Genomic DNA, 25,168 nt, shown 5'->3' with positions numbered 1-25,168 from the left:
CCATGGATCTCCCGCGCGGCGGTTGGTGGGCCCGGGCCGGTGCCTCGATCATCGACGCGCTGATCCTCGTCGCGGTCGGGATCGCCGTCGGCATCGTCGCCGCGCTCGCCGGGGCGAGCGGGGACGGCTCGACCATCGCGATCTACGGCTTCGTCTTCGTCGCCACGATCTTGTACTCGCCGTGGCTCATGGCGCGGGAGGGCGACGCGAACGGCCAGACCGTCGGCAAGCGCGCGATGGGCATCCGCGTCGTCCACGCCGAGGGCGGCCCGATGACGTTCTCCCGCGGGATGATGCGCGACGGCGTCGGCAAGCTCGTCCTCGGGATCATCCCCTTCTACACCTTCGTGGACGTGCTCGTCCCGCTGAGCGACGCGCGCAAGCAGGCGATCCACGACAAGGTCGGCAAGACGTTCGTCGTCCTCGCCGACGCGCAGCCCGCCCGGAGCGGCCCGGGCCTCGGCGCGTTCACGCCCCCGCCCCCGCCCCCACCGGCACCGGCACCGGCGGGTGAGCCGCCGGACCTCGGGGCGTTCATGCCGCCGTCGGCGCCGACGCCCTCGCCGCCGTCACCACCGTCCGCACCGGACGACGACGGGGAGCCCCCGCGCGGGCCGTTCGGTCCGCGTCACGACTAGACGGAGCGCCCCCCGCGCCCCACGGCACGGCCGACGTGCGAAAGTCACGGCCGATGACCGAGACCGCCGCCCCGCCCGTCCTCTGGAAGCCCTCCGCCGAGCGCATCGCCGGCGCGAACCTCACGGCCTACGCGGCCTGGCTCGCCCACGAGAAGGGCGTCGTCACCGAGGGCTACGACGCGTTATGGCGCTGGTCGATCGACGAGCTCGAGGCCTTCTGGGCGTCGATCTGGGAGTACTTCGACGTCATCGGCCACACGCCGTACGAGCAGGTCCTCGGCGGCCGCTCGATGCCCGGGGCGCAGTGGTTCACCGGCTCGACGCTGAACTACGCCGAGCACGTCTTCCGCGGCCGCGACGAGGACGCCCTCGCGCTGCAGCACGCCTCCGAGCTGCGCGAGCTCGCTCCCTGGACGTGGGGCGAGCTGCGCGCGCAGACCGCCGCGATCGCCGCGGGCCTGCGCGCGGCCGGGATCGGTGAGGGCGACCGCGTCGTCGCCTACCTCCCGAACATCCCGGAGGCGATCGCGGCGTTCCTCGCCTGCGCGTCGCTCGGCGCCACGTGGTCCTCGTGCTCCCCGGACTTCGGGGCGCGGACGGTCGTCGACCGCTTCGCCCAGATCGAGCCGACGGTCCTGCTCGCCGTCGACGGCTACCGGTACGGGGGCAAGGACTTCGACCGCACTGGCGTCCTCGCCGGCCTGCAGGAGGCGCTGCCGACGGTCCGCACGACCGTCGTCCTCCCCTACCTCGCCGCGGCGCCCGACCTGTCCGGGCTGCGCGACGCGCTGCTGTGGGACGACTTCGTCCGCGCCGGTGAGCCGCTGAGCTTCACGCCCGTCCCCTTCGACCACCCGCTGTGGGTCCTCTACAGCTCCGGCACGACGGGCCTCCCGAAGCCGATCGTCCAGTCGCAGGGCGGCATCCTCCTCGAGCAGCTGAAGAAGCTCCACCTCCACCTCGACGCCCACGAGGGCGACCGCGTCCTGTGGTTCACGACGACGGGCTGGATGATGTGGAACTTCCTCGTCGGCGTCCTCCTCACGCCGGCGTCGGTCGTCCTCTACGACGGCAACCCCGGGACGCCGAGCCTCGACCGGCTGTGGGACCTCGCCGCCGAGGCCGGCGTCACGACGTTCGGCACCGGCGCCGCCTTCATCGCCTCGTGCCTGAAGGCCGGCGTCGAGCCCGGGGAGGGGCGCGACCTCTCGCGGCTCACCGCGGTCGGCGCGACCGGCTCGCCGCTCTCGCCGGAGGGCTTCCGCTGGGTGTACGAGCACGTCGGGGCGGACACGTGGCTCTTCTCGACCTCCGGCGGGACGGACGTCTGCACGGCGTTCGTCGGCGGCGTCCCCACCGAGCCGGTGTACCTCGGGGAGCTGCAGGCCCGCTCGCTCGGCTGCGACGTGCAGGCCTGGGACGAGGAGGGCCGCGAGGTCGGCCCCGGCGTCGTCGGCGAGCTCGTCATCACCCAGCCGATGCCCTCGATGCCGGTCTTCTTCTGGGGCGACGCGGACGGCAGCCGCTACCACGACAGCTACTTCGCGATGTACCCCGGCGTGTGGCGCCACGGCGACTGGATCGAGTTCTCCGAGCGCGGCACGGCGGTCATCCACGGCCGCAGCGACTCGACGATCAACCGCGGCGGCATCCGCATGGGCACCGCGGAGATCTACGCCGCCGTGCTCGGGATCGACGAGATCCTCGACGCGCTCATCGTCGACGTGCCGAAGGAGGGCACGGAGGGCTTCATGCCGCTGTTCGTCGTCCTCCGCGAGGGCGCCGAGCTCGACGAGGACCTCGTGCGGCGGATCGCCCGGCGCGTGCGCGAGGACTGCTCGCCGCGCCACGTGCCGGACGTCGTCGAGGTGGTCGCGCAGATCCCGCGGACGCTCAGCGGCAAGGTCCTCGAGGTCCCGGTCAAGCGGATCCTCATGGGGCAGCCGGCGGACCAGGCGGCCTCACGCGACTCGCTCGCGGACCCGGCGTCGCTCGACTGGGTCGTCGACTACGCGCAGCGCCTGCGCGCCTGACTCAGTCGACCGGGCGCACCGGCGGCAGCGGTGCCGGGCCGCCGCCCGGCGGCCGTCCCGCCCCCGGCGGCGGCTCGTCGGGCACCGGGGTGCTCGGCCGCAGCCCGACGGTGAGCAGCGCGGCCGTCGCGCCGGCGAGCAGGAGCGGCCACCAGCGCAGGTCCCCGCGGCTCGCCAGCAGCACGAACGCGAGCAGCAGCGCGCTGCCGACGACGACGTTCCCGCGCTCGTCGTCCGCGGCGCCGGCCGAGAGGATGCCGATGCCGCCCGCGAGGACGACGAGCGTCCAGCCCGTCGCGGGGTGGAAGGTCCCGCCCCCCTCGCCGCCCAGCAGCCGCGAGGTGAAGAGCCCGAAGACGAGGTCGACGGCGAACGTCGCCGCGATCGCGAGGAGCACGAGCCCCGCCGCGTTGAGCAGCTGCACGCCGTGCGCCGGGCCGCGGATGCGCTGCCAGAGGGCCATGAGCCCGAGCGCGACCGCGTCGGCGAGCAGGAGGTAGCGGAACGGCGTCACGCCGTCCGGCGAGAAGACGAACCGCAGCAGGGCGAGCGAGGTGACGACCCCGGCGATCGCGCCGAGCAGCGTCCCGCTCGCCGAGTCGCGGTCGCGGGACATCCACGCGCCGAGCGCGGTCAGCGCGGCCCCGACCCACACGACGGTGCCCGCGCCGCCGTGGCTGCCGAGCACCTGCGCGAGGTTCACGAGCGCCGCCCCGGCGAGCAGGAAGCCCGTCACGTAGAGCGTCGAGTGCCACGCGGGCGGCCCGCCCTCCTCCGCCGGCGCGGCCGCGGCCATGCCGAGCACGAGCGCCGCGGCGGCGGCCGCGTACAGGAGGTGGACGCCGTCGCCCCAGTCCCCGCGGAAGCGCAGCTCGAGCAGCAGCACGAGCACGGTCAGCACGACGGTCCCGGCCGCGACCTGGTCCCCGCGGAACGGCTTCGGCCTCAGGAGCTCCAGCATCCTGCGCGACGCTACCGGCCGCCGCGGCGCCCGCGCACGTCCCGGCCGGGAACTACCGCCACTCGACCGGTCCGGCGACGAGCGTGTGCGAGCCGAGCGGGCGGCCGAGCACCTCGGCGACGGCACGGGCGGCGGCGAGGACCGATGGCAGGTCGACGCCGGTCTGCACCCCCATCTCGTGGAGCATGCTCACGAGGTCCTCGGTGGCGATGTTCCCGGTCGCCCCGGCGGGGACGGGGCAGCCGCCGAGCTCACCGAAGCTCGACTCGAACGACGTGCAGCCGGCCTGGAGCGCCGCGACGGCGTTCGCGAGCCCCTGGCCGCGGGTGTTGTGGAAGTGCGCGGTGAGCAGGACCTCGCCCGAGAAGCGGGCGATCGCGTCGGTGAAGAAGCGCCCGACCTGGACGGGGTTCGCCATGCCGGTCGTGTCGCCGAAGCCGATCTCGGTCGCGCCCGCGTCGATGAGCCGGCGGACGATGCCGAAGACCTTCTCGGGGTCGACGTGGCCCTCGTACGGGCAGCCGAACGAGGTCGCGATGACCGCCTCGACCTTGATGCCCTCGGCGAGCGCGCGCGGGACGAGGGCGTCGATCCCGGCCAGCGACTCCTCGATGCTGCGGTTGACGTTCTTGCGGTTGTGCGTCTCGGACGCGCTGCAGAAGACGCCGATCTCGTCGAACCGGTCGCGGTGCGGGAGCGCGTTGTCGAGACCGCGCTCGTTCGGGACGAGCACGCTGATGCTCACGTCGTCGGGGACGTCGATGCCGTGCAGGACCTCGACGGCGTCGGACAGCTGCGGGATGACGTCGGCGCGCACGAACGACGTCGCCTCCAGGCGCTTGACGCCGGTCCGCATGAGCTGGTCGATGAGCTCGATCTTCTTCGCCGTCGGGATCGTCTCCGGCTCGTTCTGGAAGCCGTCCCGCGGGCCGACCTCGCGGATCTGGACGGTGGCGGGCAGACCGGAAGGGAGCTCAGGCGACATGGGCCCCGAACTATAGGATCGCCCGCGTGTCCCACGAAGTCATCTCGATCATCGGCGGCTCCGGCGCTCTGGGCTTCGGCCTCGCCGTCCGCCTCGGCCAGGCCGGCGTCCCGGTCGTCATCGGCTCGCGCGACGCGGGCCGCGCGCAGGAGGCGGCCGCGCAGGCCGCCGAGCTCGTGCCCTCCGGCAGCTTCAGCGGCCAGGACAACGCCGGCGCCGCGGCGGCGAGCGAGATCGTCCTGCTGAGCGTCCCGTTCCGCTCCCAGTCCGAGACCCTGACGAACCTCAAGACGACGCTCCGCGAGGGGCAGCTCGTCGTCGACGCCACCGTCCCGCTGGCCGCCGCCGTCAGCGGCAAGGCGACCCGGACGCTCGGCGTGTGGCAGGGCTCCGCCGCCCAGCAGGCCGAGGAGATGGTCCCGGCCGGCGTGCGCGTCATCAGCGCGCTGCACACGATCTCCGCCTCGAAGCTCAAGGACCTCACCCACGAGCTCGACGAGGACGTCCTCGTCTGCGGCGACCTCAAGGCCGACAAGGAGCGCTTCGGCGAGCTCATCGAGCTCATCCCCGGCCTGCGCACCGTCGACTGCGGCAAGCTCGAGATGGCCCGCCTCACCGAGCAGCTCACGCCGCTGCTCATCGGGATCAACATCCGCTACAAGACCCACGCGGGCATCAGGATCTCGGGCCTTCCCGAGGCGTAGATGGCCGTCGTCGTCCTCGCCGGGGGCACCGGCGGCGCGAAGCTCGCCCGCGGGATGGCCGACGTCGTCGGTCCCGCGGAGCTCATCGTCGTCGCGAACACGGGGGACGACGTCGAGGTCTACGGCGGGCACGTCTCGCCGGACCCGGACCTCTGCACGTTCTGGCTCGCGGACACGATCAACGACCGCGGCTGGGGCATCGACGGCGACACGTTCGCGGTGATGGACGGGCTCCGCGCGCTCGGCGTCGACGTCTGGTTCAACCTCGGTGACCGTGACCTCGCCCTCTGCCTCGAGCGCCGCCGGCGCCTCGACGCGGGCGAGCGCCTCACCGACGCCCACCGGGCGCTCACCGCGGCGCTCGGCGTCGAGGCGACGGTCCTGCCCATGTGCGACGAGCCCGTCCGCACGGTCGTCAAGGCGGCGGGCGAATGGTGGCCCTTCCAGGACTTCATGATCCGCCGCCGCGGCGAGGGCCCGGTGGAGGACGTCCGCTTCGAGGGCGTGCAGGCGGCGAGCGCGTCCCCCGAAGTCCTCGACGCGATCGCGCACGCCGACGCGGTCATCGTCGGCCCGTCGAACCCCGTCATCTCGATCGGGCCGATCCTGGCCGTGCCGGGCATCGCCGACGCGCTGCGGCGGACGGCGGCGCCGGTCGTCGCCGTCTCCCCGATCGTCGGCGGCCAGGTCGTGAAGGGGCCGACCGCGAGCTTCATGGCCGGCCAGGGCCTGACCGTCGACGCGGAGGGCATCGCGGAGGCGTACTCCGGGCTGCTCGACGGGCTCGTCGCCGACGAGGAGGCCCCCGGCGCCGGGCTGCCTGTCATCGTGACCGACACGATGATGGGCGATGCCGCCGCACGGGCCCGGGTGGCCCGCACGACCCTCGACTTCGCCCGCGGACTGGCGGCGGCCTGATGACGACGTTCGCCGTCCTCCCCGTGAAGCACTTCGTCGCGGGCAAGACGAGGCTCGCCGACGACCTCGGCAAGGGCACGCGCAAGGCGCTCGTCGAGGCGATGGTCACCGACGTGCTCATCGCCCTGCGCCGCTCCGAGCGGATCGACCACACGCTCGTCGTCACCGGGGAGGCGGCGATGGAGGCGATCGCGCACGGCTACGACGCGCAGACCGTCCTGGACCCCGACGACGCCGGCCACAGCCAGGCGGCGATCATCGGCATCGAGGAGGCGATCACGCGCGGCGCGCGGCGCGTCATGCTCGTCCCCGGCGACTGCCCGGCCCTGCACCCGAAGGAGCTCGACACGTTGCTCACCCGGGCGCCGGCGCCGACCCCCGAGGTCGTCATCATCCCCGACCGACACGGCACCGGGACGAACGGCCTGGTCCTCACCCCGCCGGACATCATCGCCCCGTCCTTCGGCCCCGGCTCCTGCGAGCGGCACGTCGAGGCCGCGAAGGCGGCCGGTGCCCGCGTCCGGATCGAGGAGCTCCCGTCGCTCGTCCTCGACGTCGACACGATCGAGGACCTCGCCGCGCTCCGCGAGGCGCTCGGCGGCGGCCACGGCAACGCGGCCCACACCCGCGGCATGCTGAACCGGCTCGCCCGCCGCTAGCCGCGCGATGGCGCTCACCGTCACGGCCGTCCCCGGGCTCGGCGAGATCGCCGAGGGGGACGACCTCGCCGCGCTCATCGCCGCCCGCGTGGAGACCGCCGCCGGCGACGTCCTCGTCGTCGCGCACAAGGTCGTGAGCAAGGCGGAGGGCGCGGTCGTCCGGCTCGGGGACGTCGTGGTGACGCCGCGGGCCGAGCGGATCGCCGCCCGCCAGGGCCGCGACCCGCGGCACGTGCAGGTCATCCTCGACCAGTCCGCCGCGCTCGTCCGCGAGACCGACCGGGTGCTCATCTGCCGCACGCACCACGGCTTCGTCTGCGCGAACGCCGGCGTCGACGCGTCCAACGCCGCGCGGCCCGACGACCTCATCGTCCTCCCGGCCGACCCCGACGCCTCGGCGCGCCGGCTCCGCGCCGCGCTGCCCGGCCGTCCGGCCGTCCTCGTCACCGACTCGTTCGGCCGGGCGTGGCGGCAGGGCCAGGTCGACGTCGCGATCGGCTGCGCCGGCCTCGCGCCGACCGACGACTGGCGCGGACGGCGGGACGCGATGGGCCGCGAGCTGCAGGCGACGTGGATCGGCGTCGCCGACCAGGTCGCCGCCGCCGCCGACCTCGTGCGCGGCAAGGACTCGCGCGAGCCCGCCGTGCTCGTGCGCGGCCTCGAGCGGTACGTCACGGCGGACGACGGGCCGGGCGCGCAGGCCCTCCTGCGCCCGCCCGGCGAGGACCTCTTCCTCTAGGAGGCTGTCTCGCCGCCGATCCGGTCGACGGTCATCTCGCGCGTGCCCCGGGGCGTGTCCACCGAGATCGTCTGCCCCACCTTCGCCCCGATGAGCGCGACCGCCACGGGCGACTCGGCGGAGAGCTTCCCGGTCTTCGCGTCCGCCTCGGTCGGCCCGACGATCGTCCACGTGTTCGTCCGGCCGGACTGCACGTCGGTGACGGTGACGGTGGCGCCGAAGCCGACCGTGTCGCTCGCCTCGTCGACCTCGACGATGACCGCGGCCCGCAAGCGGGCCTGCAGGCGGAGGATCTTCGTCTCCAGGTGCCCCTGGTCCTCCTTGGCGATGTGGTACTCAGCGTTCTCCTTCAGGTCGCCCATCTCGCGGGCGACGGAGATCCGCGCGGCGATCGCCTGGCGGGCGGGACCCTCCAGCTCCGCGAGCTCGGCCTTCAGCGCCACGAGGCCGGCGGCGGTGATCGCCTCGCCCTGCTCCTGATTGCTCATCCGCTCACCCTACGCGGTCGCCCCTCAGACGCGGCTGGAGAGCGGGTGCTGCTCGCGGACGCCGTAGAGCGTGCTGCGCTCGGCGGCGGGGCGGCCGGCGGCGTGCGCGGCGGCGATGAGCTGCGGGGGGTCCAGGCGCACGCCGTGGTGCGACCCGGCCATGCGGCTGATCGACTCCTCCATGAGCGTGCCGCCGAGGTCGTTGACGCCCCAGCGCAGCGCTTCGGTGGCGCCGTCCAGGCCCATCTTCACCCACGACGCCTGGAGGTTCGTGATCGACCGGCCGAGGGCGAGGCGGAAGACGGCGGTGTGCTTGAGGTTCTCCTCGATGGAGATCTCCTCGACCCCGTGGGTGCGGCCGAGCAGCGTGTGGAACGGGATGAACGAGAGCGGGACGAACTCGGTGATGCCGCCGGTGCGCTCCTGGAGCTCGCGGATGACGCGCATGTGCTCGGCGAGCTCCCACGGCTCCTCGATGTGCCCGAACATCACCGTCGACGTCGACCGCAGCCCCGCGCGATGGGAGGCCTCGATGATCTGCACCCACCGCGCGGCGGGCAGCTTGTTCGGCGAGATCCGCGCGCGCACGCCGTCGTGGAGCACCTCCGCCGCGGTCCCGGGCGTGGAGTCCAGGCCGGCCTCCCGCAGCGCCGCGAACAGCTCCGGCAGCGGCAGGCCGGAGATGTCCTGCATGTGCGCGATCTCCATCGGCGAGTACGCGTGCACGTGCAGCTCCGCGCCCGCGCCGGCCGCGGTCTGCTTGATGACCCGCAGCCAGTGCAGGTAGTCCTCGAGCTGCCAGTCGGGATGGATCCCGGACTGCATGCAGATCTCGCTCGCGCCGAAGTCGATCGCGTCGATGACCCGCGCCTCGAAGTCCTCGCGCGAGTGCTCGTACGCGTCGGGGGAGCGCTTGCCCTGCCCGAACCCGCAGAACGCGCACCCGACGATGCAGACGTTCGACACGTTGATGTTGCGGTTGACGACGAACGTCACCGTCTCCCCGGTCAGCTCGGCCCGCAGCTCGTCCGCCGCCTGCCGCAGGTCCTCGATGACCTCCGGCCGCGTCTCCGCGAAGAGCGCGGTCAGCTCGTCCGGCGACAGCCACGCGCCCTCGCGCCCCTTCTCGATCGCCCCGGCCGCGAGGTCCGGGCGCAGCGGCCTGGGCGGCTCGGTCCGGCCCGAGCCCGAGCGCGGGATGAACGACCAGAACTTCGCCGTCAGCGTGTTCAGCACGCCCTGCGCCATCCACTCGGGGTCGATGTACTGCGGGTAGACGCACAGGCGCTCGGTCAGCGCGTAGCCCTCCGGGGCAAGCGTCTTGCGGACCTGGTGCGGTGAGGGGAACGGATGCTCCGGCGAGATGTGGTCGCCGTTCGCCGACAGGCCGCCGAGGTCGGTCGCGCCCGCGGCGACGAGCTGCGGCCACCAGTCCGCGAGGTTCGGGGGCACCTGGATCCCGACGCCGGGCATGAGCTCCTGCGTGTGCGCGATGAGCTCCTCCATCTCGCGGATCGACACCGGTGTCGCCCACGCCGGCAGCTCGAGATGCGGCTGGTCCCCGATCCCCGTCGCCCAGTAGCGCCGCGCGGCCTCGTCGGCGATCTGTGCCGGCTCCTGCCCGTAGTAGGAGTCGTGCGGGACGAAGTTCTGCAGGATGACTTCCTGCAGGTGGCCGTACTCCGCGTGGACCTCCGCCAGCGCCTGCAGCGCGGCGACGCGGTCCTCCGGCGTCTCGCCGATCCCGACGAGGATCCCGCTCGTGAACGGGATCCTGAGCTCGCCCGCCCAGCGGATCGTCTCCAGCCGCCGCTCGGGCGACTTCGTCGGCGAGCCCTGGTGCGCGACGAGGTCGTCGCGGACCGACTCGAGCATCAGCCCCTGCGACGCGGTCACCTCGCGCAGCCGGCCGAGGTCCTCCTTGGACAGGACCCCGAGGTTCGTATGCGGCAGCAGCCCCCGCTCCAGTGCGCGCTCGCACGCCCACACGACGTACGCCGTGAAGTCCCGGTGCCCGTACTCCGCGAGCTTCGCCCGCACCCCCGCGTTGACCTCCGGCCGCTCGCCGGTCAGGACGAGCAGCTCCTTCACGCCGCGGCGCGCCGCCGAGTCGATGAGCTTCAGGACCTCCTCGGGCGTGTGCAGGTGCGCCTGGTGCGTCTTGAACGCGCAGTACTTGCAGTAGCACTGGCACGTCCGCGACAGGGAGAGCGTGACGTTGCGCGAGAAGGTGACGCGGCGACGCATCGCGCCAGTGTATGAGGCCCGCCCGCCCGTAGGATTCGGCGCCGTGTCACGCCTGCGCCCGTTCACCGCCGTCGCGCTCGCCGCCGCGGGCCTCCTCCTCGCGGGCTGCGGGACGGGCTCCCCGGACTCGGGACGGCCGAACGAGTCGGCGGCGCTGCTGCTCGACGCCCACCCGAACGGCCTGCACGCCGGCATCTACCTCGCGCTCGCCCGCGACTTCACGGGGGCGGAGGGCGTCACGCTCCAGGTCCAGATCCCGGGCGCCGGGACGAGGCCGATCACGAACCTCACGAGCCGGCGCGCGCAGTTCGCGATCGTCGACATCCACGCGTTCGCGGCGGCGCAGGAGGCCGGTGCGGACGTCGTCGCGGTCCTCGCCATCGCCGACGAGCCGCTCGCGGCGATCGTCCCCCGCACGACGCGGCTCACGCCCGATCCGGGCGCGCGCCGCGTCCCCGGCACCGACCTCGTCGCCGGCGCCGACGCCTACTTCCGCGCCGCCGGGCTCGACGCCCGCCCGAAGCTCGCGGGGTCCCGGGTCCTTCGCGCCGGCGACCGCGGGACCCCCGTCTACCCCGAGCTCGTCCTCGTGACGACGCACGCGACCGTCGACGACGACCCGGCGCTCGTCCGCGCGACCGTCACGGCCCTGCAGCGCGGCTACCACGCCGCGGTGAACGACCCCGAGTCGGCCATCGGGGCGCTCACGAGCGCGGTGCCCGGCCTCGACCCCACCCGCGCCGCGGCGCAGCTCGACGCCGTCTCCCCCGCGTTCCAGGCGCCGAGCGGGCTCGTGGGCACGCTCGACCTCGACGCGCTGCGCACCTGGGCGCGCTGGGAGCGGCACATCGGCGCGGTCCCGCGGGTCCCCGACGTCGCGAGCATGTTCCTCCCCCGCTTCGCCGCCGCGGGGGCGCGCAAGGCGCTCGAGGACGACGGCTGAGCGACGGGGAGGGCGGCGGCGGGACCGCGACCGCCTACTGCGCGTGGAGGCGGCGCTGCTCCTGCCGGACGGACTCGGGGCGGCCCCACATCTGGGTCACCTCGACCCGGCCGGAGCGCACCTCGCGCACCGCGAGCTCGCCGGTGATGCCGGCGTCGTCCAGCAGCGTCAGCGACGTGCTGATGGCGCTCGGCGCCGCGGCGTGGCCGAAGCGGTGCGCGCAGAGCAGGCGCCAGTGCCAGTCGTGCTTGGAGTACGGCTGGGCGTTGCAGATGACGAGGTAGACCGCGGCGTCGATGTAGCGCTCCTCGTCGAAGATGCGCAGGTCGAGCTCCAAGTCGGTCCAGTCGTCCGGCAGGGAGTCGACGACGGCCCGGAACGTGTCTGCAAGCGCCATGGCCCGCAGTCTACGAGAAGCGCGGGCGGCCAGACCTCCCGCGCGCCCGCGTCAGCTGAAGAACGTCTGGTAGAGCAGGAAGGCGTTCAGGAGCGAGATGACGCCGGCCACGATGGACGCGGCGACGGTCGTCACCCGGCGGTTCACGAGGGGCCCCATGATCGCCGGGCTCTTCGTGATGAGCACGACCGGGACGAGCGCGAACGGGATGCCGAAGCTCAGGACGACCTGGCTGATGACGAGCGACCGGGACGGGTCCAGCCCGACGGCGAGGACGACGAGCGCCGGCGCCATCGTGATGCCGCGCCGCAGCACGACCGGGATCGTGCGGCGGATGAACCCCTGCATGACCACCTGGCCCGCCTGGGTGCCGACGCTGGAGGACGCCAGCCCCGACGCGAGCAGGGCGGCCGCGAAGGCGAAGGCGGCGCCGGGTCCCACGAGGTCCCGGAAGCCCTGGTGCGCGCTCTCGATCGAGCTGACGTCGAGGCCCGTGCCGTGGAAGAGCGAGGCGGCGATGAGCAGCATCGAGAGGTTGACGAGGCCGGCGAGCGTCATCGCGATCGTCACGTCGATGCGGTTGAAGCGCAACATCCGCCGGCGGTCGGCGTCGTCGCGGAGCGGAATCCGGCCCTGGGTCAGCGACGAGTGCAGGTAGATGACGTGCGGCATGACCGTCGCCCCGAGGATGCCGGTGGCGAGCAGGACGCTGTCGGTGCCCTGGAAGCCGGGAATGAAGCCCCTCGCCGCCGCGCCGCCGTCGAACCCGATGTGCAGCGTGTCGTAGAGGAAGCCGAGGAGGATGACCCCGAGGAAGCCGATGATCACCTGCTCGAAGCGCCGGTAGCCGCGGGTCTGCAGCGCGAGGATGCCGAAGGCGACGGCGGCGGTGATGAGGCCCGAGACGAAGAGCGGGACCCCGAAGAGGAGGTTGAGGGCGATCGCCGCGCCGATGAACTCCGCGAGGTCGGTCGCCATGGCGATGAGCTCGGCCTGGATCCACAACCCGACGGACACGCGGCGCGGGAAGTGCTCGCGGCACAGCTCGGCGAGGTTCTGGCCGGTCGCGATGCCGATCTTCGCCGTGAGGTTCTGGATGAGCATCGCCATGAGGTTCGCGGCGACGATGACCCAGACGAGGAGGTAGCCGTAGTCCGCGCCGCCCGCGATGTTCGTCGCGAAGTTGCCGGGGTCGACGTAGGCGATGCAGGCGACGAACGCCGGGCCGAGCATCGGGAGCAGGCCGCGGATGCGGCCGCGCGCCCGGAGCTGCTGCAGCTCGCTCGGGCCGGTGGCCGGCGGGCCGACGGGCTCCGCGCGGAGGGCCACCAAGCCCGGGGTCATCGCTGGCATGACGGGAAGTGTGGCATGTCTAAATCGATTTCGCATCCCCCGCACGAATCGGATCACCGAGCAGCGCGATCCCGCCGCGCTACCGTGGCCGTATGGGCACTCCGGCGAACCTCACCGACCCCGGCTACGACGCCCTCGTCAGCGGCTGCGGCCTGCTCGACCGCTCGGAGCTCGGCAAGCTCGCGCTCACCGGCGGCCAGGCCGGCGCGTTCCTCGGCGGCCAGGTCTCCAACGACACGGAGGGCCTCGAGCCCGCGACCGGCTGCTACGCCGCGCTGCTCGACAACAAGGGCAAGATGCTCGGCGACCTGCGGGTGCTACGCACCCCCGACGGCACCGAGCTGCTGCTCGTCTGCGAGCGCGCTTCGCTGCAGGCCCTCTTCGACGTCCTGCGGCGCGCGATCATCGGCTGGGACGCCGAGCTCCACAAGCGGACGGTCCAGCAGGGCCTCGTGAGCCTCATGGGGCCCGCTGCCCGTGAGCTCGCCGGCGCCGCGGACGCGGGCCTCGGCGCCTCCGAGCACGACAGCGCCGTCGCGAGCATCGGCGGCGCCCGCGTCCTGCTCGTCGCGACCGACACCGGCGTCGACGTCGTCTGCGAGGCGGCGGACACCGGCTCGGTCGTCGCGGCGCTCACCGAGGCGGGCGCCGTCACCGTCGGCGAGACGGCCGCGGAGATCCGCCGCGTCGAGCTCGGGCGCCCGCGCTTCGCCGCCGACCTCGCCGGGGGCGTCATCCCCCAGGAGGCGGGCCTGAACGAGCGCGCCGTGAGCTTCACGAAGGGGTGCTACGTCGGGCAGGAGACCGTCGCCCGCCTCTTCTACCGCGGCAAGCCGAACCGGCACCTGCGCGGCCTGCGCCTAGCCGAGCCGGTCGCCCCGGGGGCGGAGCTGCACGCTGCGCCCGCAGAGGACGGCGCGGAGCCGGGCCGCCTGCTCGGCCACGTGACGAGCGCCGTCGTCTCCCCCGCCCACGGGCCGATCGCGCTCGCGCTCGTCCGGCGGGAGGCCGCGCCCGGGGACACCGTCACGGTCGGGGACACGACCGGCGTCGTCGCCGACCTGCCCTTCTGACGGCGGCTACCGGGCGAGGGCGGCGGGGTCCGTCATCGCCGCGGCGACCGGGGGTCATGGCTGATCTCGAAGAGCTCGAACTGGACGGGATCGGCCCCCGCCCGGGCCATGCCCCCATCGTGCTCCCCGCTGACCGGCTTCACGCTGCCGGACCGCCGGGCGCGTGGCCCGGCGGCGGGCGGGAGCGCCGCGCTCGGGGTCGGGGTCGGGGCCGGCGCCGGCGCCGCGTCCGCCGGCGTCTCGGCGGGGAGCCCGGCGGCGGCGGCCGCGCGGCGCACGGCGGCCGCCGAGGGCGGCGGATCGAGCGGCAGGCACGGCGGCTCCTGCGCGGCGCGCCACGTCGCCACGATACGCGCCTGCGTCACGTCGTCCTCCGTGAGGTGGCAGGGCCCGCCCGGCCGCAGGCCGCCCGCGCCGAGCACCGCCGTCGTGTGCGCGTGGAGCTCGGCCGCCGAGCGGACGACGGCATGCCGCGCGATGCGGCCGGCCACGAGCCACACCGCGTCGGCCTCCCCCACGGGGAGGCTCGGGCCGAGGACGAGCTCCGGGCGCGCGTGCGCGGCGGCGACCGCCGAGCCGAGCCGGTCCAGGAGCACGGCGAGGCGGTCGCGGCGACGGCGCAGCCACGCGGCCCGCTCGAAGGCCTGCTCCGCCGCCGCCGCGCGGACGAGCGCGTCGACGTGGTCGAGCACCCCCGCGCCGCCACCGGGGCCCGCGAAGAGCGCGAGCGCCTGGTCGAGCCGGCCCCGGTACGCGTTCGGATCCAGGTCGCCGAGGCACGGGGAGAGGCAGCGGCCCATCTGCCCGTACGCCGACGGCCACGGCCGGCGCCGCAGCGTGCGCCCGCAGTGGCGCAGCCCGAAGAGCGAGTTCAGCTGCTCCATGAGCTCGACCGCGGCGTGCTGCCCGCGCAGCGGGCCGATGTTCACCGCGAGCCCGTCCGCCGGCTCGGCGGCGACCTCGAGCACCGGGAAGGCGATGTCCAGGCGGCAGCGGAGGAAGACGTACTGGTCGCGCTCGTGCTTGCCCCGCGCGTTGCCGGGCGGGCGCAGCCGGCGGATGAGCCGGTGCTCCTCGAGGAGGGCGCCGAGCTCCGACGGGGTCTGGACGTGGTCGGCGACCTCGACCTGCGTCACCCACCCCGTGTCGGGGGAGGACGGCGCGAAGTGCGACCGCGCGCGGGCTCGCAGCCGCACCGACTTGCCGACGTAGAGGGGCTGCCCCGCGTCGTTGCGGAAGATGTAGACCCCGGGCGCGTCGGGCAGCCCGCGCAGGTCGGGCGCGCGGCGGCGCAGCCCGGTCATCGGGACGCCGCCGTCGGTGCGGCCGCGATCCGGCACCCGCCCGCGTGACCCGCGGCCCGCCCGTGGGCGCGCGGGCCCGAGGAGGGCGACGGCCTCGTCGACGGTCGTCGCGCTCGCGCACAGGCGGGGCAGCAGCGCGCAGAGGATCCGGGCGCAGGTCTCGGCGTCGGCGAGCGCGCGGTGCGTCACCTCGACCGGGACGCCGAGGGCGTCGGCGAGGAGCGCGAGCTTGCGCTGGCGGACGAGCGGCGCGAGGCGCCGGGCGAGCGCGACGGTGCAGAGGACCGGTGGGCACGGCCACGCGAGCCCGGCGCGGGCGAAGGCCTGCTCGAGGACGCGCCGGTCGAAGGATGCGTTGTGCGCGACGAGGACCCGGCCCTCGAGCAGCTCGGCGAGCTCCGCGAGCGTGAGCTCGGCCGCGGGTGCCTCGTCCACCATCTCCTGGGTGATCCCGGTGAAGCGCTGGATCGACCGGCTCAGCGGTGCGCGGACCGGGACGAGCGCCTCCCAGCGGTCGTGCAGCTCGCCCCCGCCGACGAGCACGGCACCGACCTCGGTGAGCTCGCAGCGCTCGCCGCCGAGGCCGTTCGTCTCCGTGTCGACGACGAGGAACTCGGCGGTGCGGAGCGGCACCGCGCCCAGAGGCGGGCGCGCGGCGGCGGGGACGGACGACGGCGAGACGGCGGGCATCGCCTGGTTCTACGCCTCGGGCAGGACGGCCTGCAGCGGCGGTTGCACCCGGACGGTCACCGGTGCCGACCGGCGGCCGATCTACGCTTGTTCCTACGCACGACGACGCCTGGAGGCAGCCCCGTGAGCACCTTTGCCGCTGACGAGCACGTGAGCCACGTCCGAGACGAGCGCGAGCTCGCCGCGTGGGCGCTCTACGCCGACACGCTGCGGGACCTCGGCCCTACGGCCTACGCGGTCGCCGAGCCGCCGGCGTGGGAGCACCTGCAGGAGGTCCTCGCCGAGGTCGGCCCGGCACCGGGCGCGTCCACCGGCGAGGCCGCCGCCGCGTGAGGGTCCGTCCGCGACGATTGACGAAAGGACCCTCCCGTCGGTTAGGGTTCGGCCGGGCCCTCATTCGGGGTCCGGGTCGAGAGATGGAGCACGCACTGCACACCAGGATGCGACGGACCGCGACGGTCGGGCTCGGCCTGCTCACGCTCGCGATCGCGGGCTGCGGCGACAACAGCACGTACAAGAACCAGAACCGGCCGCCGGCGCCGATCACGGTGACCGCGTCGATCTCGGACAAGAACGTGTCCGTCTCGCCGTCGAAGTTCGGGGCGGGCCCGGTGAACCTCGTCATCGCGAACGAGTCCACCGCCGCCCAGCGCGTGACCTTCGAGTCCGAGGGCAGCGCCGCCGGCTTCCGCCACCAGACCGGCCCGATCAACCCCGGTGCGCCGACGACGCTCGTCGTGGACGTCCCCACCGGCGGAGCCGTCCTCCGCGTCGGCGACAGCTCGATCGAGCCGGCGCACGTGACGGTCGGCGCCGAGCGCCCGACCGCCCAGAACCAGCTGCTCCTGCCCTAGCCGCCGTCACGCCGCGGACGCCAGTGCCCTTGCAGCGCTGGCGCCGGCGGGGGCGGGCGGGCCATACTCGCGCGATGCGGGTCCTGCCCACGTGCCTCGCGCTGTCCGCGGCCGCCGCCGCGACGCTCGCCCTCGCGACCGGGAGCGGGGGCGCCGCCGCCGCGACGACGACCACGACGGCCGGCACCGTCTCCACCCCCGCCGGCAGCGCGAACCCCGGGCAGGCGTTCTTCCACGACGCGCTCATCGCCGACGCGAAGACGCTCGCGGCGGTCCGGCGCGGACTGCGGTCGGGCGCGGTCATCGTCGACCCGGCGACCCAGTACGACGACCTCACCGGCGACGGCAAGCAGGACGCCGTCGTCCGCGTCCACAGCACCGGCGCCGCGGGTGTCACCGCGGTCTACGTCTTCTCGACCGACGGCTCGACGTCGAAGAAGCTCCGGGTCGTGTTCCGGTCGCAGATGCTCTACCGGACCCTCACGATGATCGCCGACGGCCACCGGCTCCAGATCGACCAGCCGCTCTACCAGGCGGGCGACGACGTGTGCTGCCCCGCCAAGCTCACGCGGCGCCGCTACCGGTGGAGCGCCAGGAGTCACGCGTTCACCCGTACGTCGCTCGAGACGATCGCGCTCTGAGCGGCGGCGGGCGGTGCGCCGGCCCCCGTCGGGCGGCTGCCGCAGATCCCGCACGACGAGTAGTCTTACCCGCCCCCGGCGCCGTTCGCGGCTGCGCGGGTTCTGTCCTTCGTCATCGACTTAGAAGAGAGCGCGAAACCGCACATGGCAGTGGATGTCAGCCAGATCTCGCAGGTGTCGACCGAGCCCGGAGAACTCCCGGCCACGATGGCCGCATGGGTCATCCGGGAGGAGACCCAGGGCGAGCCCCGAGATGCCTTCAAGCTCGAGGAGATCGAGGTCCCCGAGCCCGCCGCGTTCGAGGTCATCGTCCGCGTCATGGCCGCCGGCGTGAACTTCAACAACGTCTGGGCGGCGCTCGGCATCCCGATCGGCGTGTGGCGCTCCGGCGACCACCCCGAGTACGGCCACCACATCGGTGGCTCGGACGCGTCCGGCGTCGTGTGGAAGGTCGGCCCCGGTGTCACGCGCTGGAAGGAGGGCGACGAGGTCGTCATCCACTGCAACCAGGCCTCCTACGAGGATCCCGAGGTCCACGGCCTCGACCCGCTCGCCGCGCCGTCGCAGCGGATCTGGGGCTACGAGACGACGTGGGGCTCGTTCGCGCAGTTCACGAAGGTCCAGGCGCAGCAGCTGCTGCCCAAGCCGAAGGCGCTGACCTGGGAGGAGGCCGCGTCCTACGGCCTCACGTACTTCACCGCCTGGCGCATGCTCATGACGCGCTGCAACCTCCAGGCGGGCCAGAAGGTCCTCATCTGGGGCGCCGCGGGCGGCCTCGGCGTGTTCGCCACGCAGATCTGCAAGGCCGCGGGCGCGGAGTGCGTCGGCGTGGTCAACTCCGACGAGAAGGGCGAGCTCGTCAAGTCGCTCGGCTGCGTGGACTACATCAACCGGAACGAGTTCGCCGGGATGATGCGCAAGGGCGGTGAGACCGAGGAGGAGGAGAAGGTCCGCTTCGCCGAGATGCGCAAGTTCGACAAGCGCGTCAAGGAGCTCTTCGGCGGCGACAAGCCCGACATCGTCTTCGAGCACGTCGGCGCCGCGACCTTCCCCACGTCCGTCTTCACCGTGAAGCCGTTCGGCAAGGTCGTCATCTGCGCCGGCACCACGGGGTACAACCTCGACTTCGACGTCCGCTACCTGTGGATGAAGCAGAAGGAGATCATCGGCTCGCACTTCGCCAACGCGTACGAGTGCATGAAGGCCAACGAGCTCATCGAGTCCGGTCAGATCCGCCCGGTGCTGTGGAAGACCTATGGCTTCGACGGTGTCCCGCACGCGCACCAGCAGATGCGCGACAACGAGCACCTCGGCAAGATCTCGATCCTCGTCGGTGCCGAATCCGAGGGTCTCGGCAAGACCGCCGACGGACCCGGCGCGATCTACGCTGAGGTAGGCTGACCCCATGGCCGGAGCTGTTCACATTCCCTGGTACGCCACGGGCTTCCGCGGCGACAAGCTCGAGGCGGCGGTGACGGAGTTCGCGGCCGTGTCGCTGCGCTACGGCGCCACCGCGTACTCGGTGTACCGCGGCCGCGACGACCGCTACAAGATCCTCCAGGTCGTCGAGTTCGAGAACAAGGCCGACTGGGAGGCCTACTGGAACGGTCCCGAGGCCATCCGCTTCCGGACCACCTCGTCGAGCTGGTACCAGGTGCCGGTCGTCTACGCCTGGCAGGACGTCGTCTCGAAGGGCGCGATGACGCCCCTCGCCGAGGACGACGCCGCCTGAGCGACGTTCCCCTCACCGCTTCGTCGTTCGCTCTCGCGCCCGGCCTCTGGTCGGGCGCGGTGCGTTGTGGGGCGGTTTGTCCGGCGGCGGCGCACGCGCTCGCCCGTGACGCCCCTCCGACCACGGCGTCCGACGGTGGGTCAGCCCTTCTCGAGGGGGGCCATCGTGAGGCCCGCGTCCTGCAGCTGACCCCAGTAGTGCTCGGCGAGCTCCTGGTGGCCGGACCAGACGATGGCGAGGCCGGTCTGGTGGATGCGGTCGGCGATCTGGTAGCCGCGGGAGGTGTCGATGCCAGGGATGAGACGGGCGAGCGTCAGCGCGACATGGTCGAACGTGTTGTGGTCGTCGTTGCGGACGATGACACGCCATGCGCCGCCGAGCGCTCCGTCCGGACCTGACGTCCGGGGAAGCTCGATGGTCTGGGACATACGGCACGGACCTTACCCGGCGGGAGGCCCCGGCGGAAGGGGCGCGGACGCACTTCGCGCGCATTCCGGCGCTAGGTTGGGCCGGCGATGGAGGAGCTCACCGCCGACGAGGCCCGCCGCCTGTCCCTGCGCGCCCAGGGGATGATCGGCGCGCCGGACCGCCGCGGCGGGGTGCCGGCGCTGCTGCAGCGGCTCGCGGCCGTCCAGCTCGACACGATCAGCGTCCTCGCGCGCTCGCACGAGCTCGTCGCGTACGCCCGGCTCGGAGCGGTCGGGCGGGCCGCGGTCGACGCCGCGTACTGGTCCGGCGACGCCTTCGAGTACTGGGCGCACGCGGCCTGCGTCCTCCCCGCCGAGCAGTGGCCGCTGTTCGCGTTCCGCCGCCGCCACTACGGGGAGCGCGGCTGGCGCTGGCACGCCGTCGAGCCGTCCGTCTGCGACACCGTCCTGGCCCGGCTGCGCGACGAGGGCCCGATGACCTCGACGGACCTCGGCGGCGCGAAGCGGGGCGGCGTCTGGTGGGACTGGTCGGACGTGAAGATCGCCGTCGAGTACCTCCTCGACACCGGCGCGGTCGTCTGCTCGGAGCGGCGCGCGTGGAAGCGCGTGTACGACCTGCCCGAGCGCGTCCTCCCGGCCGAGGCGCTCGCGGTCGGCGACACCCTCGACGACGCGGAGTGCCGCCGGCGCCTCGTCGCGATCGCCGGCCGGGCGCTCGGGGTCGCGACGCTCGCCGACCTCACCGACTTCCACCGCCTCAGGCAGGCCGACGTCGCGGCCGTCGTCGGCGGCAGCGGTCTCGTCCCCGTGACCGTCCGGGGCTGGGGCAAGGCCGCGTGGGCGGACCCGGACCTGCTCGCCGCGGGCCTCCCGAAGGGTCGCCACCGCACGACGCTCCTCTCCCCCTTCGACACGCTCGCCTGGGACCGCGCGCGCACCGAGCGCATCTTCGGCTTCGTCCACCGCCTCGAGGCCTACACGCCCGCGCCCAAGCGCGTCCACGGCTACTTCGCGATGCCGCTGCTCGCGGGCGGCCGGCTCGTCGGCCGCGTCGACCCCGGGCGCGACGGCCGCACGCTCGTCGCCAAGACCCTCACCGTCGAGCCGCGGGCGATCGACGCGATGGCGACGGCGCTGCGCGAGGCCGCCACGTGGGTCGGCTGCGACGCCGTCGCCCTCGGCGAGGTCCGCCCGGCGTCCGCGGCCCCGGCGCTGCGCGCGGCGCTCGCATGACGGCGCCGGGCGCCGCCCCGGACGGACGGCCCGAGTCGCCGCCGCTCCCACCCGGCCTCGCCCTGCGCGGCGGCCCGACGGCGTCTGGCGCGACGCGCTGCTCATGGACCTGCCGGCCCGCGAGCTGGCCTGGGTCCTACGCGCCCGCCGCCGCCTCGCGCTCGGCCTTCTTCGTCCAGTAGCGGTTCATGCCCGCGAAGAGCGTCGACGGCGGATTGGCCTGCTCGTAGCCCCGGCGCGCGACGGGGTCCGTGACCTCGCCCTCGATGTAGCTGCGGACCGCGTCGGCGTACGCGGACTCGTCGGACGTCCGCGCGACCTCACCCCAGTGGGTGATCTGGCGGCGCATGGCGTCGAGGTGCGCGTCGACGTCGGTGTAGCGCCCGAAGTGCGTCAGCGCGAGCGCGGCGGGAGCCCACGACTGCACGAGGTCGATCGACTCCCGCCAGAGGTCGAGGTCGATGTCCGGCGGCGGCGTGGGCGGGAACGCCGGGCCGTCGAGGATGCGCACGCCCGCGACGTCCCCGGTGAACGCCGTGCCGGTGCCGTCGTGGAGGTAGCTCACGTGGTGGGACGCGTGGCCCGGCGTGTACTGCACCTGCCAGCCGGGGAGCGACTCGGTGCCGGTGAGGATGCGGACGTTCTCCTGCGGGAGCGGCAGGACCTTGCCCCAGAGGCGGTCGAAGTCGTCGCCGTAGATGCGGGTCGCGGAGGCGACGAGCTTCGTCGGGTCGATGAGGTGGCCGGCGCCGCGCTCGTGGACCCAGACCTCGGCGTTCGGCCAGCGCTCGAGCAGGCGGCCGGTCGCGCCCGCGTGGTCGAAGTGGATGTGCGTGAGGAGGATCGTCGTCGCGGCGAAGTCCTCGGGGAGGGCGGCGAGCAGCGTCTCGTGCGAGACCTCGGGGCCGGGGTCCACGATCCACCCCTCCTCGACGTCCGCGTAGGCGCAGATGGCGTGCTCCACGCCGCAGTGGTGCAGATCGATCTCCTGGATGCTCACGCCCGGCAGCCTAGTGGGGTCGCTCCGCGCAGAGGATGTCCTGGTAGCTCGTGAACGCGGCGCGGCCGCACCACGAGCCCGGGTGGCGCCCGGCCTCCCGCAGGCCGTGGCGGGCGAGCGCCGCCCCGACCCACGCCGTGGCGAAGGCGACCGCCTCCTCGGGGATCTCCGGGTCGACGACCGCGTGGTTTTCGTCCCCCGGCGGCAGGCCGTCGCTCCGCGCGTCGAGGCGGAAGGCGAGCGACGAGCGGCCGGCGGCGACGAGCGCGCGCGCCTCGTCGTCGAGGAGGAAGAACGTCGCGAAGAGGCGGCCGCCGGGCGCGAGGACGCGCGCGATCTCCGCGAGGTAGTGGTCCACGTCCCCGGGCAGCAGGTGGGTGAACACGCTCGTGAGCAGGACGAAGTCGAAGGCGCCGTCCTCGTAGGGGAAGCGGAAGGCGTGCGCGGCCAGCGCGCCGCCCGGGTTGTAGCGCGGGTTCGCGACGTCGACGGCCTGGAAGCGGAAGCGCGGGAAGGCGGCGTAGTGCTCGCGGCACCAGTCCACGCCGGAGGGGTCGATGTCGAAGCCGTCGTAGCTGCCGTCCGGGCCGAGCAGCGCGGTGAGCGGCCGCGCCATGCGCCCGATGCCGCAGCCGACGTCGAGGACGCGGTCGGACGGCCGCAGGCCCCCGAGCGCGACGAAGTGGCGGGCGAACTCGTCCCCCGTGGCGACGAAGTCGCTGTGGCCGATGTGCTCGAGGCGCCGCGGCGGCACGAGGGCGTCCGCCCGGCCGGTGACCCGGTCGCGGAGGTCGGCCGTACGCAGACGGAGGCTGAGAGCGGCACGGGCGAGCATCGGACCGCGGACCGTACCGCCCCTCCCACCGCCGAGACCCGATCGCTGTCCCCCAGTTGGGCTCTTATCGGGCCTCGGCGCGGAAGTTGCGCTTGCAATGATCACCAGAAATGCAATACTTGCTTTCATGCAAGCAACCGATGCGCGTGCGGAAGCGACCGGTGCCGCCCTCGCCGAGGATCTCGTGTGGCTCTTCCACGAGCTCATGCGCGGGACCGGCGGTCGCGTCGTCGAGGCGCTCAACGCCCACGACCTGTCGCTCACCGAGATGAAGACGCTGCACACCCTCAACGACGCCAACGGCGGCGAGCACTCCGTGAAGGACCTCGGCGCGTGCCTCGCCATGTCGCTCCCCGCGGCGAGCCGGACCGCGGAGGGCCTCCTCCAGCGCGGCCTCGTCGCCCGCCGCGAGGACCCCTCCGACCGCCGCATCAAGCGCCTCACGATCACCGCCGAGGGCAGCCGCGTCCTGCGCGAGCTCGAGGCCGTCCGCCTGGCCGGCGTCGAGACGTGGGTCGGTGGGCTCACCGACGCCCAGCGCGACGCGCTCCACGCCGCCCTCCTGACCCTCCGCGCCGACGCCGGCGCGACCACCCCGGAAGGACCCGCACATGCCTGACCGCCTCCGCCTCACCGACGACAACCGCCGGTGGTGGACCCTCGGCGCGATGTGCTTCGCGCTCTTCATGATCATGCTCGACAACACGGTCGTGAACGTCGCGCTGCCGACGATCCAGCACGACCTGCACTCGTCCGTCTCGGGCCTGGAGTGGACGGTCAACGCCTACACCCTGTCCTTCGCCGTCCTGCTCGTCACCGGCGGGCGGCTCGGCGACATCTTCGGCCGCCGCCGGATGTTCCTCTCCGGCGTCGTCGTCTTCGCGGGCTCGAGCGCGATGATCGCCTTCGCGCAGTCGACCGGCTGGCTCGTCGGCTGGCGCGCGGTCCAGGGCCTCGGCGCGTCGTTCATGATGCCCGCAACGCTCTCGATCATCTCGAACGCGTTCCCGCCCCACGAGCGCGGCAAGGCGATCGGGACGTGGGCCGGCGTCAGCGCGATGGCGCTCGCCATCGGCCCGGTCCTCGGCGGCTTCCTCGTCGAGCACGTCTCCTGGCAGTCGATCTTCCTGCTCAACCTCCCGGTCGCCGCCGCGGCGGTGGTCGTCACCCTCTTCGCCGCGCACGAGTCGCGCGACGAGAGCGCCCCGCGGACGATCGACTACGCCGGCCTCCTCGCGCTCTCGACCGGGCTCACGGCGCTCATCCTCGCCCTCATCGAGGGCAACTCGTGGGGCTGGGGCTCGGGCCGGACCGTCGGGCTGCTCGCCGCCTCCGTCGTCCTGCTGACGGTCTTCACGCGGGTCGAGGCCCGCGTCGCCGCCCCGATGGTCGACTTCTCCTTCTTCCGCTCGCGGGGCTTCCTCGGCGCGAACATCGTCGCGTTCCTCGTGAGCTTCTCGATGCTGGCGACGTTCTTCTTCCTCGCGCTGTACCTGCAGAACGTCCGCGGCTACTCACCGCTCCAGGCGGGCGTCCGCTTCCTCCCGATGACGGTGATCATCATCTTCGCCGGGCCGATCGCCGGGCGCCTGGCGGACAAGGTCGGTCCGCGGCCGCTCATCTCGGCCGGCCTCTTCCTCACGGGCGTCTCCCTCTTCTGGCAGGGCCACCTCGCCGTCGACACCGCCTACGGGCAGCTCCTCGGCGCCTTCATGGTCATGGGCGCCGGGATCGGCCTCGTCATGTCGCCGATGAGCACCGCGGCCATGAACGCCGTCGACCCGACGAAGGCCGGCGTCGCCTCGGGCACGCTCTCGATGAGCCGCATGGTCGGCGGGACGTTCGGCGTCGCGGCGATGGGCGCGCTCATCAGCGCCCTCGGCCGCAGCCGTCTGGACCACCTCCTGCCCCAGCTCCCCCAGAGCGCCCGCAGCCGCATCGTCGACGGGCTCGGCGCCGGCGGCTCCACGTCGGTCCCCGGCGCCGTCGGCGACGCCGCCCGCGACGCCTTCCTCTACGCGCTGAACGACGGCCTGCGGATCTCCGGCGCGGTCGCCGTCCTCGGGTCGGGCCTCGCCTGGCTGCTCATCGACAAGCGCGTCCCGGCGCACGCCCACGCCGCCTCACTGGCCGCCGAGGAGAGCGCCGCCGCCGCGGGCACCCCGCTCGCCGACGTGCCGGTCGCCGTCGAGGCCTGAGGCCGCCGCGACTGACAGCTCACGCAGGAGGGGTCTGCGCGAGCTGTCGGTCGGGACGCCCGACGGCGGGAAGGTTGCGTCCCGCTACGGACGGGCCGGAGGCGCGGGCGCTCAC

The 25,168-nt window shown here is 73.7% G+C and carries 26 protein-coding genes; 16 read left to right on the top strand and 10 right to left on the bottom strand.

Annotation, left to right across the window (positions count from 1 at the left end; translation table 11 throughout):
- Positions 1 to 2: 2 nt before the first annotated feature.
- Positions 3 to 638, top strand: coding sequence for an RDD family protein (locus NBH00_RS25210; protein ID WP_302182713.1), 636 nt, complete (start codon positions 3 to 5; stop codon positions 636 to 638).
- A gap of 53 nt (positions 639 to 691) precedes the next feature.
- Positions 692 to 2,671, top strand: coding sequence for an acetoacetate--CoA ligase (locus NBH00_RS07390; RefSeq protein ID WP_302182712.1), 1,980 nt, complete (start codon positions 692 to 694; stop codon positions 2,669 to 2,671).
- Between the two features lies 1 nt (position 2,672).
- Here the strand turns inward: NBH00_RS07390 and NBH00_RS07385 are convergent, their stop codons facing one another.
- Both NBH00_RS07385 and NBH00_RS07380 read right to left on the bottom strand, forming a co-directional pair.
- On the bottom strand, positions 2,673 to 3,632 hold the full coding sequence (locus NBH00_RS07385) for a hypothetical protein (protein WP_254572702.1): 960 nt from the start codon (positions 3,630 to 3,632) through the stop codon (positions 2,673 to 2,675).
- Positions 3,633 to 3,684: 52 nt separating this feature from the next.
- The gene (locus NBH00_RS07380) at positions 3,685 to 4,617 is read right to left on the bottom strand and encodes a hydroxymethylglutaryl-CoA lyase (RefSeq protein WP_254572701.1); all 933 of its coding nucleotides are present in this window, start codon (positions 4,615 to 4,617) and stop codon (positions 3,685 to 3,687) included.
- Between the two features lie 26 nt (positions 4,618 to 4,643).
- Between NBH00_RS07380 and npdG the strand changes: the two genes are divergently transcribed.
- Genes npdG through cofE form a run of 4 tightly spaced genes read left to right on the top strand, consistent with a single transcriptional unit; the run spans position 4,644 to position 7,637 of the window.
- The gene (npdG, locus tag NBH00_RS07375) at positions 4,644 to 5,321 is read left to right on the top strand and encodes an NADPH-dependent F420 reductase (protein WP_254572700.1); all 678 of its coding nucleotides are present in this window, start codon (positions 4,644 to 4,646) and stop codon (positions 5,319 to 5,321) included.
- A complete protein-coding gene (gene cofD / locus NBH00_RS07370) occupies positions 5,322 to 6,239 on the top strand; it encodes a 2-phospho-L-lactate transferase (protein ID WP_254572699.1) in 918 nt (305 codons plus the stop codon).
- Positions 6,239 to 6,898: a 2-phospho-L-lactate guanylyltransferase gene (gene cofC, locus NBH00_RS07365; protein ID WP_254572698.1), complete on the top strand. Its 660-nt coding sequence runs from the start codon at positions 6,239 to 6,241 to the stop codon at positions 6,896 to 6,898. Before cofD ends, cofC begins: the two co-directional genes overlap by 1 nt.
- Positions 6,899 to 6,905: 7 nt before the next feature.
- Entirely contained in the window at positions 6,906 to 7,637 is a 732-nt protein-coding gene (gene cofE / locus NBH00_RS07360) for a coenzyme F420-0:L-glutamate ligase (RefSeq protein ID WP_254572697.1), read from the top strand.
- Here cofE and greA read toward each other — a convergent pair.
- Both greA and cofH read right to left on the bottom strand, forming a co-directional pair.
- Positions 7,634 to 8,125 (bottom strand): transcription elongation factor GreA, encoded by a 492-nt coding sequence (gene greA, locus NBH00_RS07355; protein WP_254572696.1) that lies wholly within the window; start codon positions 8,123 to 8,125, stop codon positions 7,634 to 7,636. The two genes, cofE and greA, sit on opposite strands and share 4 nt — an antisense overlap.
- A gap of 24 nt (positions 8,126 to 8,149) precedes the next feature.
- Entirely contained in the window at positions 8,150 to 10,372 is a 2,223-nt protein-coding gene (cofH, locus tag NBH00_RS07350) for a 5-amino-6-(D-ribitylamino)uracil--L-tyrosine 4-hydroxyphenyl transferase CofH (protein ID WP_254572695.1), read from the bottom strand.
- 43 nt (positions 10,373 to 10,415) lie between these two features.
- Between cofH and NBH00_RS07345 the strand changes: the two genes are divergently transcribed.
- On the top strand, positions 10,416 to 11,315 hold the full coding sequence (locus NBH00_RS07345; RefSeq protein ID WP_254572694.1) for an ABC transporter substrate-binding protein: 900 nt from the start codon (positions 10,416 to 10,418) through the stop codon (positions 11,313 to 11,315).
- Positions 11,316 to 11,349: 34 nt separating this feature from the next.
- Here the strand turns inward: NBH00_RS07345 and NBH00_RS07340 are convergent, their stop codons facing one another.
- On the bottom strand, positions 11,350 to 11,712 hold the full coding sequence (locus tag NBH00_RS07340) for a hypothetical protein (RefSeq protein ID WP_254572693.1): 363 nt from the start codon (positions 11,710 to 11,712) through the stop codon (positions 11,350 to 11,352).
- Positions 11,713 to 11,763: 51 nt separating this feature from the next.
- Positions 11,764 to 13,056, bottom strand: coding sequence for an Nramp family divalent metal transporter (locus NBH00_RS07335; protein ID WP_367401305.1), 1,293 nt, complete (start codon positions 13,054 to 13,056; stop codon positions 11,764 to 11,766).
- A 101-nt stretch (positions 13,057 to 13,157) separates the two neighbouring features.
- Here NBH00_RS07335 and ygfZ point away from each other — a divergent pair, with 101 nt between their 5' ends.
- On the top strand, positions 13,158 to 14,138 hold the full coding sequence (ygfZ, locus tag NBH00_RS07330; RefSeq protein WP_254572691.1) for a CAF17-like 4Fe-4S cluster assembly/insertion protein YgfZ: 981 nt from the start codon (positions 13,158 to 13,160) through the stop codon (positions 14,136 to 14,138).
- Between the two features lie 32 nt (positions 14,139 to 14,170).
- On the opposite strand, the gene NBH00_RS07325 is transcribed toward ygfZ, so the two are convergent.
- Entirely contained in the window at positions 14,171 to 16,132 is a 1,962-nt protein-coding gene (locus NBH00_RS07325) for an exonuclease domain-containing protein (protein WP_254572690.1), read from the bottom strand.
- A 123-nt stretch (positions 16,133 to 16,255) separates the two neighbouring features.
- On the opposite strand from NBH00_RS07325, the gene NBH00_RS07320 reads away from it, so the two are divergent.
- The 5 genes from NBH00_RS07320 (at position 16,256) to NBH00_RS07300 (ending at position 19,359) form a co-directional block, all read left to right on the top strand.
- Positions 16,256 to 16,465, top strand: coding sequence for a hypothetical protein (locus tag NBH00_RS07320; protein ID WP_254572689.1), 210 nt, complete (start codon positions 16,256 to 16,258; stop codon positions 16,463 to 16,465).
- Positions 16,466 to 16,572: 107 nt separating this feature from the next.
- Positions 16,573 to 16,986 carry a hypothetical protein gene (locus tag NBH00_RS07315; protein WP_254572688.1) on the top strand — a complete coding sequence of 138 codons (414 nt, stop codon included), beginning with the start codon at positions 16,573 to 16,575 and terminating at the stop codon, positions 16,984 to 16,986.
- Positions 16,987 to 17,060: 74 nt separating this feature from the next.
- Positions 17,061 to 17,627: a hypothetical protein gene (locus NBH00_RS07310; RefSeq protein ID WP_254572687.1), complete on the top strand. Its 567-nt coding sequence runs from the start codon at positions 17,061 to 17,063 to the stop codon at positions 17,625 to 17,627.
- A 144-nt stretch (positions 17,628 to 17,771) separates the two neighbouring features.
- Positions 17,772 to 19,028, top strand: a complete 1,257-nt coding sequence (gene ccrA / locus NBH00_RS07305; RefSeq protein ID WP_254572686.1) for a crotonyl-CoA carboxylase/reductase — start codon at positions 17,772 to 17,774, stop codon at positions 19,026 to 19,028.
- Between the two features lie 4 nt (positions 19,029 to 19,032).
- Positions 19,033 to 19,359: a hypothetical protein gene (locus NBH00_RS07300; protein ID WP_254572685.1), complete on the top strand. Its 327-nt coding sequence runs from the start codon at positions 19,033 to 19,035 to the stop codon at positions 19,357 to 19,359.
- Positions 19,360 to 19,499: 140 nt separating this feature from the next.
- Here the strand turns inward: NBH00_RS07300 and NBH00_RS07295 are convergent, their stop codons facing one another.
- On the bottom strand, positions 19,500 to 19,787 hold the full coding sequence (locus tag NBH00_RS07295) for an ATP-dependent Clp protease adaptor ClpS (protein WP_254572684.1): 288 nt from the start codon (positions 19,785 to 19,787) through the stop codon (positions 19,500 to 19,502).
- A gap of 87 nt (positions 19,788 to 19,874) precedes the next feature.
- Between NBH00_RS07295 and NBH00_RS07290 the strand changes: the two genes are divergently transcribed.
- Positions 19,875 to 21,020: a winged helix-turn-helix domain-containing protein gene (locus NBH00_RS07290; RefSeq protein WP_254572683.1), complete on the top strand. Its 1,146-nt coding sequence runs from the start codon at positions 19,875 to 19,877 to the stop codon at positions 21,018 to 21,020.
- Positions 21,021 to 21,156: 136 nt separating this feature from the next.
- On the opposite strand, the gene NBH00_RS07285 is transcribed toward NBH00_RS07290, so the two are convergent.
- Together NBH00_RS07285 and NBH00_RS07280 are read right to left on the bottom strand one after the other, a co-directional pair.
- A complete protein-coding gene (locus tag NBH00_RS07285) occupies positions 21,157 to 22,020 on the bottom strand; it encodes an MBL fold metallo-hydrolase (protein WP_254572682.1) in 864 nt (287 codons plus the stop codon).
- A gap of 10 nt (positions 22,021 to 22,030) precedes the next feature.
- The gene (locus NBH00_RS07280; protein ID WP_254572681.1) at positions 22,031 to 22,855 is read right to left on the bottom strand and encodes a class I SAM-dependent methyltransferase; all 825 of its coding nucleotides are present in this window, start codon (positions 22,853 to 22,855) and stop codon (positions 22,031 to 22,033) included.
- A gap of 127 nt (positions 22,856 to 22,982) precedes the next feature.
- Between NBH00_RS07280 and NBH00_RS07275 the strand changes: the two genes are divergently transcribed.
- A complete protein-coding gene (locus tag NBH00_RS07275) occupies positions 22,983 to 23,474 on the top strand; it encodes a MarR family winged helix-turn-helix transcriptional regulator (RefSeq protein WP_254572680.1) in 492 nt (163 codons plus the stop codon).
- A complete protein-coding gene (locus tag NBH00_RS07270) occupies positions 23,467 to 25,053 on the top strand; it encodes an MFS transporter (RefSeq protein WP_254572679.1) in 1,587 nt (528 codons plus the stop codon). The genes NBH00_RS07275 and NBH00_RS07270 overlap by 8 nt, the downstream gene beginning before the upstream one ends.
- The last annotated feature ends 115 nt before the right edge of the window (positions 25,054 to 25,168 follow it).

The organism is Paraconexibacter antarcticus, assembly GCF_024220175.1.
In the GTDB taxonomy this organism is placed as follows: domain Bacteria; phylum Actinomycetota; class Thermoleophilia; order Solirubrobacterales; family Solirubrobacteraceae; genus Paraconexibacter; species Paraconexibacter antarcticus.
This window is presented reverse-complemented; position numbering and strand designations above follow the sequence as displayed.